Source organism: Streptomyces sp. NPDC024687, assembly GCF_055559055.1.
In genome coordinates this window covers 111,138-125,964 of sequence record NZ_JBVHLJ010000002.1, presented here as the reverse complement: position 1 = coordinate 125,964, position 14,827 = coordinate 111,138, and the positions used below count along the sequence as shown (strand labels likewise).

General features: G+C 72.5%; 14 protein-coding genes. 7 read left to right on the top strand and 7 right to left on the bottom strand.

Going from position 1 to position 14,827, the window contains the following annotated elements; translation table 11 throughout:
* Window positions 1-43: 43 nt before the first annotated feature.
* Both ACZ39I_RS06995 and ACZ39I_RS06990 read left to right on the top strand, forming a co-directional pair.
* Entirely contained in the window at window positions 44-499 is a 456-nt protein-coding gene (locus ACZ39I_RS06995; protein ID WP_467243425.1) for an EamA family transporter, read from the top strand.
* Window positions 427-864 carry an EamA family transporter gene (locus ACZ39I_RS06990; protein WP_467243424.1) on the top strand — a complete coding sequence of 146 codons (438 nt, stop codon included), beginning with the start codon at window positions 427-429 and terminating at the stop codon, window positions 862-864. The genes ACZ39I_RS06995 and ACZ39I_RS06990 overlap by 73 nt, the downstream gene beginning before the upstream one ends.
* Window positions 865-881: 17 nt before the next feature.
* On the opposite strand, the gene ACZ39I_RS06985 is transcribed toward ACZ39I_RS06990, so the two are convergent.
* Window positions 882-2,252 carry a S1 family peptidase gene (locus ACZ39I_RS06985; protein WP_467243423.1) on the bottom strand — a complete coding sequence of 457 codons (1,371 nt, stop codon included), beginning with the start codon at window positions 2,250-2,252 and terminating at the stop codon, window positions 882-884.
* Window positions 2,253-2,600: 348 nt separating this feature from the next.
* On the opposite strand from ACZ39I_RS06985, the gene ACZ39I_RS06980 reads away from it, so the two are divergent.
* A complete protein-coding gene (locus ACZ39I_RS06980) occupies window positions 2,601-2,981 on the top strand; it encodes a PPOX class F420-dependent oxidoreductase (protein ID WP_467243422.1) in 381 nt (126 codons plus the stop codon).
* Between the two features lie 58 nt (window positions 2,982-3,039).
* On the opposite strand, the gene ACZ39I_RS06975 is transcribed toward ACZ39I_RS06980, so the two are convergent.
* Window positions 3,040-5,784 carry an alpha/beta hydrolase gene (locus ACZ39I_RS06975; protein WP_467243421.1) on the bottom strand — a complete coding sequence of 915 codons (2,745 nt, stop codon included), beginning with the start codon at window positions 5,782-5,784 and terminating at the stop codon, window positions 3,040-3,042.
* Between the two features lie 210 nt (window positions 5,785-5,994).
* Here ACZ39I_RS06975 and ACZ39I_RS06970 point away from each other — a divergent pair, with 210 nt between their 5' ends.
* Complete coding sequence (locus tag ACZ39I_RS06970; protein ID WP_467243420.1) at window positions 5,995-7,347, top strand: Gfo/Idh/MocA family protein; 1,353 nt, start codon at window positions 5,995-5,997, stop codon at window positions 7,345-7,347.
* A gap of 33 nt (window positions 7,348-7,380) precedes the next feature.
* On the opposite strand, the gene ACZ39I_RS06965 is transcribed toward ACZ39I_RS06970, so the two are convergent.
* A complete protein-coding gene (locus tag ACZ39I_RS06965; RefSeq protein ID WP_451472581.1) occupies window positions 7,381-7,794 on the bottom strand; it encodes a Zn-ribbon domain-containing OB-fold protein in 414 nt (137 codons plus the stop codon).
* Between the two features lie 159 nt (window positions 7,795-7,953).
* Entirely contained in the window at window positions 7,954-8,643 is a 690-nt protein-coding gene (locus tag ACZ39I_RS06960; RefSeq protein WP_352384976.1) for a TetR family transcriptional regulator, read from the bottom strand.
* Window positions 8,644-8,785: 142 nt separating this feature from the next.
* Here ACZ39I_RS06960 and ACZ39I_RS06955 point away from each other — a divergent pair, with 142 nt between their 5' ends.
* The 3 genes from ACZ39I_RS06955 (at window position 8,786) to ACZ39I_RS06945 (ending at window position 10,874) form a co-directional block, all read left to right on the top strand.
* On the top strand, window positions 8,786-9,628 hold the full coding sequence (locus ACZ39I_RS06955; protein WP_467243419.1) for an ATP-grasp domain-containing protein: 843 nt from the start codon (window positions 8,786-8,788) through the stop codon (window positions 9,626-9,628).
* 76 nt (window positions 9,629-9,704) lie between these two features.
* A complete protein-coding gene (locus tag ACZ39I_RS06950) occupies window positions 9,705-10,373 on the top strand; it encodes a peptidoglycan-binding domain-containing protein (RefSeq protein ID WP_467243418.1) in 669 nt (222 codons plus the stop codon).
* A gap of 9 nt (window positions 10,374-10,382) precedes the next feature.
* Window positions 10,383-10,874, top strand: coding sequence for a flavin reductase family protein (locus ACZ39I_RS06945; RefSeq protein WP_467243417.1), 492 nt, complete (start codon window positions 10,383-10,385; stop codon window positions 10,872-10,874).
* 285 nt (window positions 10,875-11,159) lie between these two features.
* Here the strand turns inward: ACZ39I_RS06945 and ACZ39I_RS06940 are convergent, their stop codons facing one another.
* The 3 genes from ACZ39I_RS06940 to ACZ39I_RS06930 form a co-directional block, all read right to left on the bottom strand.
* Window positions 11,160-13,550, bottom strand: coding sequence for a SpoIIE family protein phosphatase (locus ACZ39I_RS06940; protein WP_467244351.1), 2,391 nt, complete (start codon window positions 13,548-13,550; stop codon window positions 11,160-11,162).
* A 159-nt stretch (window positions 13,551-13,709) separates the two neighbouring features.
* A complete protein-coding gene (locus tag ACZ39I_RS06935) occupies window positions 13,710-14,276 on the bottom strand; it encodes an antibiotic biosynthesis monooxygenase (protein WP_467243416.1) in 567 nt (188 codons plus the stop codon).
* A gap of 50 nt (window positions 14,277-14,326) precedes the next feature.
* A complete protein-coding gene (locus ACZ39I_RS06930) occupies window positions 14,327-14,713 on the bottom strand; it encodes a hypothetical protein (protein WP_352384985.1) in 387 nt (128 codons plus the stop codon).
* Between the last annotated feature and the right edge of the window lie 114 nt (window positions 14,714-14,827).

Sequence of the window (14,827 nt, the reverse complement as noted above, 5' to 3'; positions counted from 1 at the left end):
CGCGCGGGGTATCACCGCCCCGTCCCTGGGCACCCCTGACGGGATGGGCCCTCTCCTCGCACTGGCCTCAGCGGTCTGCTACGGCATCGTCGACTTCACCGGCGGTCTGTTGTCCCGTCGCGTCCACTTCGCCGCCGTCACCCTCCTCGGCCAGATCGGCGGCCTGCTGCTCGCGACCACCGCCGCGCTGCTCCTTTCCGCCGACGCCGTACATCCCGTCGACCTCCTGTGGGGTGCCCTGTCCGGCGTCGGCAGCGGCGCCGCCATGCACTTCCTCAACCGCGGCCTCAGCCACGGCGCGATGAGCGTCGTCGTACCCGTCAGCGCCGTCACCGGGGTCGGCCTCTCCGTGGTGTGCGGGGTGGCGCTCGGCGACCGGCCGACCGCCGTGGCCTGGCTGGGGATCGCCCTCTCGGCGCCCGCGCTGTGGATGGTCTGCGGCGGCGGCACCGACGACGGCGGGGAGTCCCCGACGGGCTGCTGGCCAGTGCCGGTGTAGCGCTCCAGTGCATCGCCCTCGCCCAGGCCGGTGCCTCCAGCGGACTGTGGCCGGTGGCCGCGGGGCGGGCCGCCGCCGTACTCGTGCTGCTGCCCGCTGCGGCACGGCATCCCCGGCGGCTGCGCCTGCCGCCCGTGCGAGCCCTTCAGGCGGTGCTCGTCGGAGCGGGCGCCGCCCTCGGGCTCATCCTCTATCTGCTCGCCGCACAGCGGCAGTTGCTGGCCGTCGCCGTCGTCCTGGCCTCCCTCTACCCGGCCCTGCCCGTGATCCTCGGACTGGCCCTGCTGCACGAACGGCTGGGCCGCACACAGGTGGTGGGCCTCCTGGCGGCCGGGGTCGCGACGGTCCTGCTCAGCCTGGGATGAGGAAGGGCGGGCGGGGCTCAGCCCCAAGTCGCCGAGTAATACCGCTGATACGCCTTGCGGTCCTGTTCCGAGCGGATGTACCGCGTCGCCACCAGCGCGACAAGGCTTCCTCCGACGATCAGCAGACCGGGCCCGACGTTCCGGGTGTCCGTGAGCCGGCTCAGCAGGGGCGTGCCCTCGGCCCCCTGCACCGCAGCCGCGGAACCGGGAGAGGCGGCGCCGGGAGCGATCGAGCCCTGCGCGGAGGTGGCGGACGGCGCGGGAGAGGCCCCGCCCGCGGTGGCGGCCGGGTTCGACACGATCAACTGCATGCCGAGCTCCTTCAGCGCCTTCGTCACCGGCTGGAAGAACGTCGTACCGCCCTGGGTGCAGTCACCGCTGCCGCCCGAGGTGATGCCGAGCGCGATCCCCTCGGAGAACATCGGACCGCCGCTGTCCCCGGGCTCGGCGCACACGTTCGTCTCGATCAGCCCGGTGACCGTGCCCTCGGGGTAGTTCACCGTCGAGTTGACCCCCGTGACCTGACCGTCGCGCAGCCCGCTCGTGCTGCCGCTGCGGAACACCCGCTGCCCGATGGACGGATCGCCCGCGCCGGTGATCTGCACGCCCTTGCCGTTGCCGATGAACACGACCCCGGCGCCGTCGCCCGCCTTCCCGTTGGCGTACTGCACCAGCGAGAAGTCGTTGCCCGGGAAGCTCTGGGTGACCGTCCTGCCGAGCTGGTTGGTGCCCCCGGTGTCCGCGAACCAGACCGACCCGGTGGGACCGCAGTGTCCGGCCGTGAGGATGAAGTCGCTCTGGCCGTTGGTCACGTTGAAACCGGCCGAACAGCGGCCGCCGGTCGACAGGATGGGTTGCGCGCCGTTCAGACGGGGAGTGAAGGTGCCCTCGGTGCGCTCCATGCGGACGAAGCCGCCGATACCGTCCGCGACCTGAGTCATCGCCGCCCAGTCGGACGCCGAGACGGTGCTGTCGCCCTGCACGACCACCTCGTTGGTCCGGTAGTCCATGGACCAGGCGGTCCCGGCGACCCTGGGCGCCGAACGCAGCGTCTTCGCCGCCGACTTGAGCTCGTCCATGCTGTGCCCGACCATCTTGGCCCTGGCACCCGCCGCGCGTACCGCGGCCGCCGCCTGTTCGTCGGTGACCGCGACGACCGGCTTGCCGTCGGCGCCGATCCAGGTGCCGGCGGTACGGGAGCTGCCGAGCCGCGACACGAGATCCGCGCCCGTCTGCCCTGCTTTCATGGCGTAGGTGTGCGGCACGGCGGTGGTCGCGGGAGGCTCGCTGGCGACGGCTCGTGTGACCATCGCACCTCCCAGGAGGAGTCCGCCGACTGCCGCCAGCCGTGTCACTCGCCGGACGACCCGTCGTCGTGCGTGCCTCATGCATGGCTCCCGAACCCGAACAAGCGGTGCCAGGCACCGCAGGGCCCTCCGGTCGTTGAGTGCCCTCCTTCCATACGCGGCCCGGCCCGGGCGCGTTCACGACAGTCGGTGATCCGGTACGACGGGATCGCCCCGAGGCGCCTCAACCAGCCATGCACGCAGCGGTGTTGGCCGGTCCACGTGCACCCGGGCCCCCGGTTTCGATGAGCACGTCGGCCCACTGCACGGACTCGGCGCTCGCGATCCCGTCACGGCAGGCCACGCCGTCGCCCCCTGTGCCGTGCTCCACGACCAGGCACCCGCACCGCGCCCGCGCGCGGATCGCACTCCATTGCCTAGACTTCCGTCATGGACGACACGCCGCTGGAGCGGCTCGGCGCGGGCAAGTATTTGCTGCTCACCAGCTTCCGCAAGAACGGCACGCCGGTCGCCACCCCGGTGTGGGTGGTCCGCGACGGGGACGCGCTCGGCGTGTGGTCGGCCGCCGACGCGTGGAAGGTGAAGCGCATCCGGGCCCGCGCGGACGTCCTCGTCGGCCCCTGCGACGCGCGGGGCAACCCGACCGGCGACCAGATGCCGGCCGCGGCGGAGATCTGCGACGCGGCGACCACCGCCCGTTACCGAAAACTCCTGGCCCGCAAATACGGCGTCCTCGGCCGGCTCAGCCTCCTCGGCAGCAGGCTGCGGCGGGGGCTGGACGGCACGGTCGGGATCCGCGTGACCCTCTGACGTGCGGGGCCCGGTCTTCCGGGCCCCGCACCACAGGCTCAACCGCGCGAGAGGGGACTCACGGCCGGTCGAGCACCGTGCCGGTCAGCGCCGGCCTGTCCGGCAGCGGCTCGGCGTTGCGGTCGGTCAGCGCGATACGCATCGACTCGGTCGGCTCGGCCACCTGGTCCCGCACGGTCGGCGTGACGAAGTCCACGCTGGTGCTCCCGGGCGGGATGTTCAGCCACACCCACAGGTTCGCGTCGGACAGCCGGCGCTCGGGGTCGGGCACGTCGCCGGACCAGTCCTTGAGCCACTGCGGGTCCACGTCCTTGGTGGACAGCTCGGTGCCCTCGGTGACCGGAAGCACCCGCACCGGCTGCCAGATGTCGACCACCGAGGACGCGTCGATGGACAGCCGCCAGGTCAGCGTCTCTCCCTCGGTCACCCGGTCCGCGACCGGCGACAGGGTGATCACCGGCTCGGGGTCGTCGTTCTCGACGGTGAGCCCACCCCGGTGCTTGCCGACGACGGCGCCCCGCACGGCCTTGACCGCGATGTCGTGCTGCACGTCCTCGCCGTAGACCGTGTCGCCTTTCACCTCGACCGGCACGTCGATCGCGTGGCTGCCGGGCCGGACCGTCACCAGCCTGCTCCGGGCCCGACCGCTGTCCGGTTCGAGGACGTACACCCGGACCTGGCCGCTGCCGTGCCCGGAGATCCTGACCGGGACGCGGTAGGTGCGGGTGCCCGAGTCGCCTTCCTTGACGATCGTGCGGCCCACATCGACGCGGGGCAGTGCGGCCGCCTTGACGGCGGGAGTGCCGGGCGCCCAGCCCCAGGCGTCCATCAGCCAGGCCCGCCCGGACCGCGAACGGGGTGTCAGCTCAAGGGACTTGACGTGCCGGAGATCGAGCCCGGCCCGGGTCGCCGCCGTCAGCGGGACCCGCAGCTCCTGAGCCCAGTAGGACGCGGTCCTCGCGGAGCCCGGCAGGCCCGCCACCGTGGCCCGGCCCAGCGTCACCCGGCGGTTGGCGGAGTCGGTGACGGAGACGTCGAACTTCGTGCCGGTCGTGTTCGGCGGTACGAAGACCCGCAGTGCGAGCTTCTGGGAGCCGTGCAGGGAAAGCGGCTTGGCGGGGGTGACACGCGCGGCCGTGCCCGGCGCGGACCACTTCAGGGCCACCGCGCTGCGGCCGGTCTCCTTCTCCGTCTCCCACCACGCGAAGTGCGGGGACGAGCCGGGAGTCTCCGGGTCCAGACAGGCCACGGCCGGGTTCGGATCGATCGCCGAACACCGCCGGGCGCCGGTCACCTTGGCGCCGGCGTCCGGAAGGAAGCCACCGATGCGCCGACCGCCGACCGCGTGGGTCAGCACCCGCGCCGGATCGGCGGACGGGGCCCGCCTGCCGGAACCGTCGAGCAGCGGACGCACCCGGTCGTCACCGGCGAGGAAGAGCCGGGCCGCCGCGGCGATGTAGGTGGAACCCGCCTTGTGCTGCTGGGCGGCGGTCAGCCGGGTCGGGGCGCCCGGCGTGCACACCGGGTCGGTCTGCTCCGGGTCGGTTCCGAAGTCGTCCTGAGCCGGAGCCTCGGCCGTGCCCGGAGTCCACTCGCTGTTGAAGTAGTTGTGGTTGGCGCCCACCACGTAGACCGCGCTGTGCAGCGCGGTGCCCCGGCTGACACCGCGGGTGCCGTCGACGAAGTCCTCGCCCTGGAGGTCGGAGACATCGCCGTCACAGCCCGGCAGCAGGGTCACGGACGGCACGTCGGCGACCGGATTCTGGCCGAAGATCGTCGGTCCGATCAGCACGGTCCCGCGTACCTTCCAGCGCACCGGCCCCCGGTAACCGTCCTCGGCGGCGGGCGGCGGGTAGAGGCTGTCCATGGCGGCCCGGTTGACGCCCTCGCCGCCGCGCGAGTGGCCGACGAGCAGGACCCGCGAGAGGTCGGCCTTCGGCGCCTGGCGTACGACGGCCGGGGCGGTGGAGCGGTGGGCGGTCCAGTCGGCCCAGCGGGCGAGGTGCTGCCGTACCAGCGAGGAGCGCGCCTGCGCGCCGGCGTCCTCGGGCTGCCAGTCCTGGGCGTTGATGCCGTTGGCCGAGATCGACACGGTCACATAGCCCTGGGAGGCCAGGAGTTTCTGGTCGCGCAGATAGCCCTTGTCGCTGGGGATCGGCTTGTAGCCGTCCGCGCAGGGCCAGTCGATCGTCACGTCGTCCTCGCTGCCCGGCTTGTAGCAGGTCCCGTGACGGCCGTGCAGGAACAGCGCGAGCGGCCGGCTGCCGGTGGCACCCTTCGGGGCCACCACCTGGGCACGCATCTCGACCGGGGTGGCGAACCCCGGCAGGCGCACGGGGGCGAGGTCGTACGAGCCGCTGACCGTGCGGTACGAGCCGGGCTTCCCGGGATCGACACCGTTCGCCGGTGCCTGCGCGGGAAGCCGCACCTTTGGTGCGTCGGACTCGCGCGGCTGGTCGGCCGCCGCGTCCAACCGGCGTCCCGCGGCGGTGACTTGCAGGTCGGTCAGTGCGGTTGATCCGGCTTCGTCGAGCGCGAGCCGGAAGGTCCGCCCGTCCTTCGCCGGTTTCGGCACACCGAGCAGCCGGTCCCCGGCGCGGAACTCGACGCGTGCGTCCCCCATGGGCACGGACTTCGGCGCGCGCCAGACCAGCTCACGCGCCCCGTGCTCCCCGTCGATCCGCCATCCCGGCGGAAGTCTGTTGTCGTCCGTAGTGCTCAACAACCGTGTCGGAGACGGCTGTTGAGCCTGTGCCAGTCCGGGCGAGCCCGCCAGGGCCGCCACCACCGCCACGGCGGTCACACATATTCGCCGGGCATGGATCAATGGTTCTCTCCTCGAAACCCCGTGCGCAGACGTCCCGTCGGTCCCGGGCGCCTCTCGCGTCACCTAGGACGAGAGGGAGGCGTCTGTGGGTTGTCTGTGAGGTGCCGTGGATCGCGGAACGGGAACGCGAACAAGCCACTGAAGGCGCGGGGACTAGCGGATCACCGGACGGGGGAAGCGCTTTCTATGAGCCGAACTCCCCACCTCCGCGCAGCCGTCGTCGGCACCGGCCACCGCGCCCAGCTGTTCACCCGGGCGCTGGCCGCACGCCCCGGTCACCGGGTCGCCGCCCTGTGCGATCCCAGCCCCACCCGCATGGCCTTCCACAACCGCCTGCTCACCGAGGCCGGCGAACCCACCGCCGCCCAGTGGGAACCCGAGCGCTTCGCCGAGCTGCTCGCCCAGGAGGGCATCGACGAGGTCGTGGTCACCACCGTCGACGCCGAACACGACCGCTACATCGTCCCCGCGCTCCAGGCAGGCTGCCGGGTGGTCACCGAGAAGCCGATGACGGTGGACGCCGACCGCTGCGCCCGCATCCTGGACACGGTCAAGGCCACCGGCAACTCCCTCACCGTCGCCTTCAACTACCGCTTCAACCCCGTCCACGAGAAGGTCCGCGCCCTGCTCGCCGAGGGTGCGATCGGCGAGATCCTCTCCGTGCACTTCGAATGGCTCCTCGACACCCGGCACGGAGCGGACTACTTCCGCCGCTGGCACCGCGAGAAACGGCACAGTGGCGGCCTGATGGTCCACAAGGCGAGCCACCACTTCGACCTGGTCAACTGGTGGCTCGCCGACGAGCCGCAGGAGGTCTTCGGCTACGGACGGCTCGGCTTCTACGGCCGTGCGGCGGGCGAACGCCACGGCCTGCGCCGCGACTACACCCGGGCCCACCAGGCGGGCCCGGCCGCCGACGACCCCTTCGCCCTCGACCTCGCCACCGACGACACCCTGCGCGCCCTGTACCTCGACGCGGAGCAGGACGACGGCTACCTCCGCGACCGCAACGTCTTCGACGGGCCCGTCACCATCGAGGACGACATGGCGCTCCTGGTCCGCCATGCCCGGGGCGCGACGATGACGTACCACCTCACCGCCTACTCCCCGTGGGAGGGCTACCGGGTCATGTTCAACGGCAGTGCGGGCCGGCTGGAACTGGAGGTCGAGGAGAGCCGCTGGCAGGCACCCCGGACCAGGATCAGCTCGGCGAGCGGCGCGCTGCACGGGGACACCGCGGCCGACCACGCGGGCGGTGCTCGGCTGACCCTGCGCCCGCTGTGGCAGCCCCCGGTCGACGTGCCGCTCGTCACCGCCCACGAGGCGCACGGCGGGGGAGACCCGCGCATGCTCGACGCGCTCTTCGGGCCCGTGGACCCCGGCGCGGGGCCCGTGAGCGAGGACGCCGGTGCGGCGGGGCATCCGACGGCCACCGAACGGGACGGCGCCCTGGCGCTCGGCGTGGGCATCGCCGCCAACCGGTGCTTCGAGACGGGGCAGCCGGTGCGGGTGCGGGATCTGATCCCCGGCGCCTGGTGAGACCCCGTGCAATCAGCAGGAGTTGATGGTGCGTCAGCTCCAGGCGCGGTACGGCTCGTCGAGCAGCTGGAAGACCGGCTCGCCGCGGACCGGGTCCTTGGCCGTCGACATCCGCACCCGGTCACCGCTGTGGATCGCGGCGGGCGGGCCCATGACCCGGCCCCGGACGACGAATCCCTCGGCCAGCTCGATCAGCGACACATTGCGGGCGGCGGGGGTGTTGCGGTGGACCACCGTGGAGTGGCGGACCGTGCCCACGCCCTCGCTGCGCTCCGTGCGCAGGTCGCCGCCCTGGCAGACCGGACACAGCAGCCGGTGGTACATCGCGGTACCGCACCAGGTGCAGCGCTGGAAGAGGATCGCGTCCGTGGCCGGGGCGGCGGGTTCGAGCAAGCCCGTCCCGGATCCGGCTGCCTGACGAGCAATGCTTCCTGAGTGGTGGTACACGCTGGTCAACTCCCTGCGCTCGGCCGGAATCCCACGTGCTCGGGTAACCGTGCACGGACGTGCGCGGCTCCCTGTGCCGCCGTGCACACCGTCAATGTATGGCACTGAGTGTCAGCCGTAAAGGTACTGCGTACCCTCTTTTTGGGCGGGCGGTACGGCTCAGTCCCGGTCGAGCGTGGACTCGATCTCCTGGACCACCCGCCACAGCGGGGCACCACGGCGGGAGACGATCACCACCACGTCCTCGGCCGGCTCGTCGGCGGACGGTGCGCCGGGTCCCCCGAAGGCGGCCTGCACATAGCCGAGCGCGTGCTCCACCGCCTGCTCGGCGTCGCCGTGCCCGTCCGAGCGCAGCCAGGAGCGCAGGGCGTTGTTGTGCGCCGCGGCCACGGCGGCGGCGATCACGTCGGCCCGGAGCGTCCCGTCGTGCAGCCCCTTCAGCCGCCCGCGCAGGTACTCGGCGAAGGCGCGCTCGTAGCGCCACACCACGGACAGCTCATAGGCGCGCAGACCGGGCACCTGCTTGGTGAGGCGGTAGCGCTGCACGGAGAACGTCGGGTTCTCGGTGTACATGCGCAGCACGAGGCGCACCGCCTCACAGACCCGTTCGAGCGGGTCGCACCCGGGGTCGCTCGCGGCGAGGAAGGCCGTCATGTCGGTCAGGCACCGCTCGTGGTCGGGGAAGACCACGTCCTCCTTGGACGGGAAGTACCGGAAGAACGAGCGGCGTCCGACTCCGGCGAGCGTGACGATGTCGTCGACCGTGGTCTGCTCGTAACCCCGTTCCAGGAACAGCTGGAAGGCGGCCGCGACCAGCGCGTCCCGCATGGCGGGCTTGGTGGAGCTCATGGTCGCGAACGTAGCACCTGAACCGCCGCTCTGGCACTGGGTGCAGTATGAGGAGGGAACTGAGTGCCCTTTGTGTTGCCCGGTGGCGTGTCGGTGGGGTCTCGCCGCATACGATCGGCTGTCGCCCGCCGAGGAGCCCCGCATGTCCCGTCGCCCCACCCTCCTGTACGTCACCGACCTGGCCTACCAAGCCCGCGGGCGTCGCTACTGCGACGAGGACATCCTCCTCACCTCCCGCCTCAGAGAGGACTTCGACCTCGTACTGTGCCACCCCCTGGACGCCGCCGCGCTGGCGGACCGCTTCGACGCCGTCGTCGTTCGCAACAGCGGGCCGGTCCTGGCGTACCAGGAGGCGTACGACGCCTTCCGCGAGCAGGCGCTGCGACAGGGCACACGCGTGTACAACCCCCTGTCCGGCAAGGCAGACATGGCCGGCAAGCAGTACCTGCTCGATCTCACGGCCGCGGGCCACCCCGTCATCCCGACCGTCGACCGCGCCGAGGACCTGGACCGGCTGCCCGCGACGGACCGGTACGTCGTGAAGCCCAGGCTCGGCGCCGACTCCATCGGCCTGCGCATCCTGTCCGCCGGCGAGGTGCGCGACCACGTCGACGGACAGGTCCTCGTCCAGCCGTGCGTCGACTTCGCCTACGAGGTGTCCTTCTACTTCGTCGACCACGACTTCCAGTACGCCCTCTACGCCCCGCACGCCGACCGGCGCTGGGCCCTCGAGCCGTACGAACCCACCCCGGACGACCTGGAGTTCGCCCGGCGTTTCATCGACTGGAACGCCCTCGGTCACGGCATCCAGCGCGTGGACGCCTGCCGGGCCCCGGGCGGCGGACTCCTGCTGGTCGAGCTGGAGGACCTCAACCCGTATCTCTCCCTGGACGCCCTGGACGAGGCGGGCAGGGACGCCTTCGTCGCGGCCATGAAGACGTCCCTGCACGGGTTTCTCGCCCGAGGTACGGAGCGCGAGCGCTGAACTCCCGGGCCCGCCTCGCCGTATCTCTTCGTGGGGGACGGCCAGACCCGTGAGCGCGGGACGGAAGGAGACCAGGATGCCGACACCGTCCGACCGAGGGGCGCCGCCGGACCGCACGCCGCTCGAACCCATCCGGGTGCTGCGTCCGCGCCGTACCGACGCGCTCGCGGAGCTGATGAAGGACCTGCCGCCCCGAGCGGCCGTCGGATACGAGTCCTTCACGCTGCCCGGCCGGCCGTCGGAAACCGAGGACGCGACCGAGGAACTGCCGCCCGTCAGGGACGACCACGACCGCACCCGGCGCTCCCGTGACATCCCGCGCGGACGGGTGCCGGGACTGCGCCGCACGGCGATCGCGGTGGCCGTCACCGCCGCCGCGGTGATCGGCTTCGGCGGTGCCCTCCTGCTCGCCGACCGCACGGAGAACACCGCCGCAGCGGCCCCGCAGCCGACCTCGACCACCGCCGCGACACCCACGCCGACCCCGACGGCCTCCGGCGCCGCCGATCCCGACGGCCCCGGCACCCTCCGCCAGGGAGACAGCGGCCCCGAGGTGACCGACCTGCAGGAACGCCTGCGGCACATCCCGAACGTCTACGACAACGGCTCCACCGACGGCACCTACGACACGACCCTGACCGCCGCCGTGGCCCGCTTCCAGCTCTGGTACGGCATCCGCGGCGACGAGGACGGTGTGTACGGCGACGACACCCGGCGCGACCTGGAGTCCCGCACGGGCGGCTGATCGTGGAAGATGGCCGGCATGGACGCGTTCATCGACCGGCTCGACCCCGACATGTGCGTCGTGACCGCCGCCACGGACGGCGACCGCGCGGGCTGTCTCGTCGGATTCGCCTCACAGTGCTCGATCGAGCCCGTGCGGTATGCGGTGTGGCTGTCGAAGGCCAACCGCACCTACCGGGTGGCCCGCACCGCGGACCGTCTCGCGGTCCACCTCCTCACCCGCGAACAGCGTGGCCTCGCCGAGCTGTTCGGCGGGGAGACGGGGGACCGGACCGACAAGTTCGCCCAGGTCCCTTGGCGGGAGGAGGCCGGCGGGGCCGTCGTACTGGAGGAGGCGGCGGCGTGGTTCGTCGGCAAGGTCGTGCAGCGTGTCGAGGGCGGTGACCATGTCGGGTTCGTCCTGGAACCGGAGGCGTGGGGTGAGCGCGAGGACACCGGGGGCGCGAAGCTGCTGCGGCTGTCCGACGCCGTCTCCATCTCGCCCGGCCACCCGGCGGACTGAGCACGGCAGATGTCCGACGACCTCGACCCTGAAACCGGCGGCGGACGAGCAGCGGCGCCCCTGGACGCAGGGCCGCCGGTAGTTACTGGCCACCCGGCGCCGTATGGTGGTCGTCGAGCCGACGATGACGGTCCTGACCGTCGCCGTGGCCGTCCTCATCGCCTTCCTGGTCGTGCAGGCCGACCGGCAAGGACGCCACCGGCGCACTGAACGCCCTGCTCACCGGCTCACCGGAGCGCACGCCCCGGATCACCCGGCCGGGAACACCGCGCGGGTGCCGGCGGCTCACTCTCGCCCGGACGGCACCCGGATGTCCACGACACAGACGTCGTCGCGCCGCTCGCCCTCCAGTACCGAGGCCAGCAGCGGGGCCAGGGAGCCGCGCTCGTCCGTGGGGTGGGCCGCGACGGCCGCGGCGAGCCGGTCCAGGCCGTGGTCGATGCCGTCCGGAGGCCTCTCGACCAGGCCGTCGGTGTAGAGCAGGACGCGGTCACCCGGCTCCAAAAGACAGCGCGCCTCCTGGAAGTCCGGATCGGAGCACGCCCCCAGCAGCATGCCCAACGGCCGCTCCAGATAGCGCACTTGTCCGCCGCGCACCAGCAGCGGAGGCGGATGGCCCGCCTGGGCCCACACCAGGCAGCGCTCGTCGGGGTCGTAGCGGGCCAGGACCATGGTCGCGGTGCCGTGGGAGTCGCGCGAGTGCAGCAGCAGGGTGTTGAGACGGGCGAGCGCACCGGTCAGCGACGAGCCCGTGATGACCATGCCCTTGGCGGTGAAGCGCAGTTGGGCCATGGTGGCCACGGCGTCGATACCGTGCCCGGCGACGTCACCGACCACGAACAGCACGTCTCCGTCGGGCAGTTCGATGGCGCTGAACCAGTCGCCGCCGACGTGAATCCCGGACTGGGCGGGCAGATAGGCCACTTCGACCCGGAGTCCGGCGAGCCGGACCGGCCGGGTGGGCAGGGGCAGCAGCGCGTGCTGGAGGCGGGCGGCCATGGCCCGCTCGGCGTGCAGCACCCCGTGCTGCGTGACGATCGCCTGCTTGCTCTCGACGAGGGCCAGTTCGGCGCTGCGCTGCGCGGTGAGGTCCTGGACGAAGCCGTGCACCTCGACGGGTTCGTTCTCGGTGTCCGTGACGACTTCGGCGACCATCCGCAGATGGCGGACCTCGTCCCCGGCCCGGATCCGGAACGGCACGTCGAACTGACGGCCGGCGCGCACGAGTTCCTGCACGGCGTGGGCCAGTACCGATGCGTCCTCGGGCAGCGCCAGCCGCGGAAGGTCGCACAGCCGGACCGGTCCGAGCGCGGGATCCCGGTTCATGACGAGGAAGGTCTGGGAGGACCAGCTGCCCTCGCCGGTGACCAGGTTCCAGTTCGCCCAGCCCAGGTTCCCCAGCCGCTGCACGTCCGCCAGGCGCTGCTCCTGCCGGTCGGAGGAGTCGTGGCGGACCCAGGTGACGACCAGGGCGCCGCCGAGGCGGGCCGCGTGCAGCGCGTACGTGACCAGTTCGGCGGCGCCGTCCACGACCTCCTGGTAGGCGAACGGTTCGCCCCCGAACGGCTCGCCGGTGGTCAGCGTGCGCAGCAGGCCGTGCCACACCGCCTCGTCCGCCATGCTCGGGAAGCACTCCAGGATCCGGCGGCCGAGCAGCTGCCCGCGGGTGCGGCCCACGACGTCGACCGCCTCCTCGGTGGCGGCGTCGACACGGTAGTCCGCGACCTCTCCGGAGGGGCCGCGCAGCGGCGTGAGCAGCATCACCGAGCCCGGCAGCGAGTCCAGCACGGGCTGCACGGCCGCGGCCGTGGCGGCGGCCCCGGGCCGGGGCCGGGCGCCGAAGGACCGCAGCCGGCCGGCACACAGCCGCACGACGGCCCGCAGGAGCTGCCGGTCCTGCGGGGAGAACGGTCCGCCGCGGGCGCGCAGTATCCCGATGCAGACCTCGGCCCCGTCGCCGGTCGGCACCGGCAGCCAGGCGCGGGACAGCCAGCGTTCGGGCGGATCCCCTTTGAGCAGGTGCCGCTCGCGGTCCGCCGCGAAGTCCTCCAGCCAGCGCGGCTCCCGCGCCCGGAGCGCTTCGAGCGCGGCGATGCCGCTCAGCGGGGGAACCCGCGCCCACTGGCCGGCCAGGGTGGCGTCGACACCGGCGTGGCCGATCAGTTCGAGTCCTCCGGACGGCAGCGACCGGAAGAGCAGGAGCGCGTCGGCGTCGACGTCCTCCCTGAGCTCCTCCAGGAGACAGTCGGCCAGGTCCTGCGGTGTGGCCACATGGACGAGGGCCTTGCCGAGGCGGCCGAGCGCGGTGAAGCCGTCGTCCAGGTCGCTGGTGTCCCGCCCGGCGGGGGCGGTGGCGCCCGACGGAAGGGACGGGGGACCGGCCGGGCCGGGCACCGCGGACAACGGCGCGCCGGGCAGGTCGTCGCCGACGTGGGGCTGTGCGGCGGCGCCGAGCGGGGACAGGGAGCCGAGGGTGATCCAGCACTGCTCCAGCAGCGTGCGGTTGCCGGCCTTGGCGCGCTGGAGCAGATCCTCGCCGGCCGCGTCCGGGGTGCACCCGGTCAGCGCCATGATCACGCCCTTGGCCCGCTCCAGCACCACGGACGTGGCGACCTGGTCCCGCAACCAGTCCATTTCGGCACGCTGTCTGGCCACGACCTTGGCCGGCGCTGCCATGTCGGGCGCGGTACCGGTGTGCTCATGGCCGGCTGACTCGCTCACGGGTTGAGCATCGCACATGCGCCATGTGCCGTTCCCGCTCTCGTGCACACGCATCCCACCCACCGGTGGCACCGCCGGTTGACGCAACCGGCCGGGCCCCCGGTGCGTGCCGGATCAGTGGCCGGGCGGCGGGTAGAGCCACCGTCGCAGGACCCGGCTCAGCAGGGGCATGACCAGATAGGTGAGCAGCGGCAGCAGGACCACCGGGAACACCGCGGCTCGCAGCGGCAGGGGCCAGGCGGCGGTGCGGGGCGCCACCAGCCACTGGATCAGCAGGGTGCAGGGGAAGGCACCGAGGAACGTCGTCAACACCATCTTCCAGCGGACCGGGGGCCGCACGGTGGTGCCGGGCAGACTGAACCAGGTCTCCATCCCGGTCGTCGACTGCCGTTCGCTGCCGAGCTCCGTGGCGATGTCGTCGATCCGCGTGTGCCAGGCCGCCCGCTCGTCCGACTCCAGCCAGGCGGTGAGCCGGTGCGCGTCGGACCAGCGCAGCACCGCGTGGAAGCGGTGACCGTCCTCGGGACGCAGCCAGGAGACGCCCTCGTTGCCCGGGAACCGTCTGGCGCAGCGGGTGATCCCACGCGTCCAGCGCTCGAACTCCCGCTCCCGGCCGGGGCGCACCTCCCAGGTGAGAACCGTGGTGACCGGGTCGCCGTGCCGTACGTCGGTGGTGCTCATGGTCTCCACGGATTCCCCCGCACGGCACGGGTCATGCCCTGCGCGAGAGGTCAGCGCCCGTGGTGGTGGTCGACCAGGGCCTGGGTGACCGCGCGGATGCTGCGGGCGATGTGCTGCAGCTGGAGCACCTCGGCCGCGTACAGCTTGATGGTGTGCTCGATGACCGACTCCGGCAGCCCGAGCGCCGGCAGGTCCGCCCGGGCGGTCTGCAGCGCGGTGCGCGCCACCCGGATCTCGTGCTGGACCTGGATCTGTGCGTGCCGGGCGAGGAGCACGGTGTGCCGCATCAGGGCCGGATAGCTCGCGTACCGCGTCGGCACCAGCTCGCGCAGCCACTTGGCCGCGGAGCGCTCCCAGTCGTAGCTGCCGGGCGTCTTGACCTGGCAGGGCCAGTCCGGGCCGGGACGGGTGATGGTCCGCGTGGTTGTCAGGGGCATGGTGATCGCTTCCGGGTGTGCGGCGTCGTGCGGGTGTTCCGACGGATTGGGCGGCCCCGGTCTAGGGGATGACCGGGGCCGCCATGGGCTCGCGTGCAGGCGAGGCCCTACCGA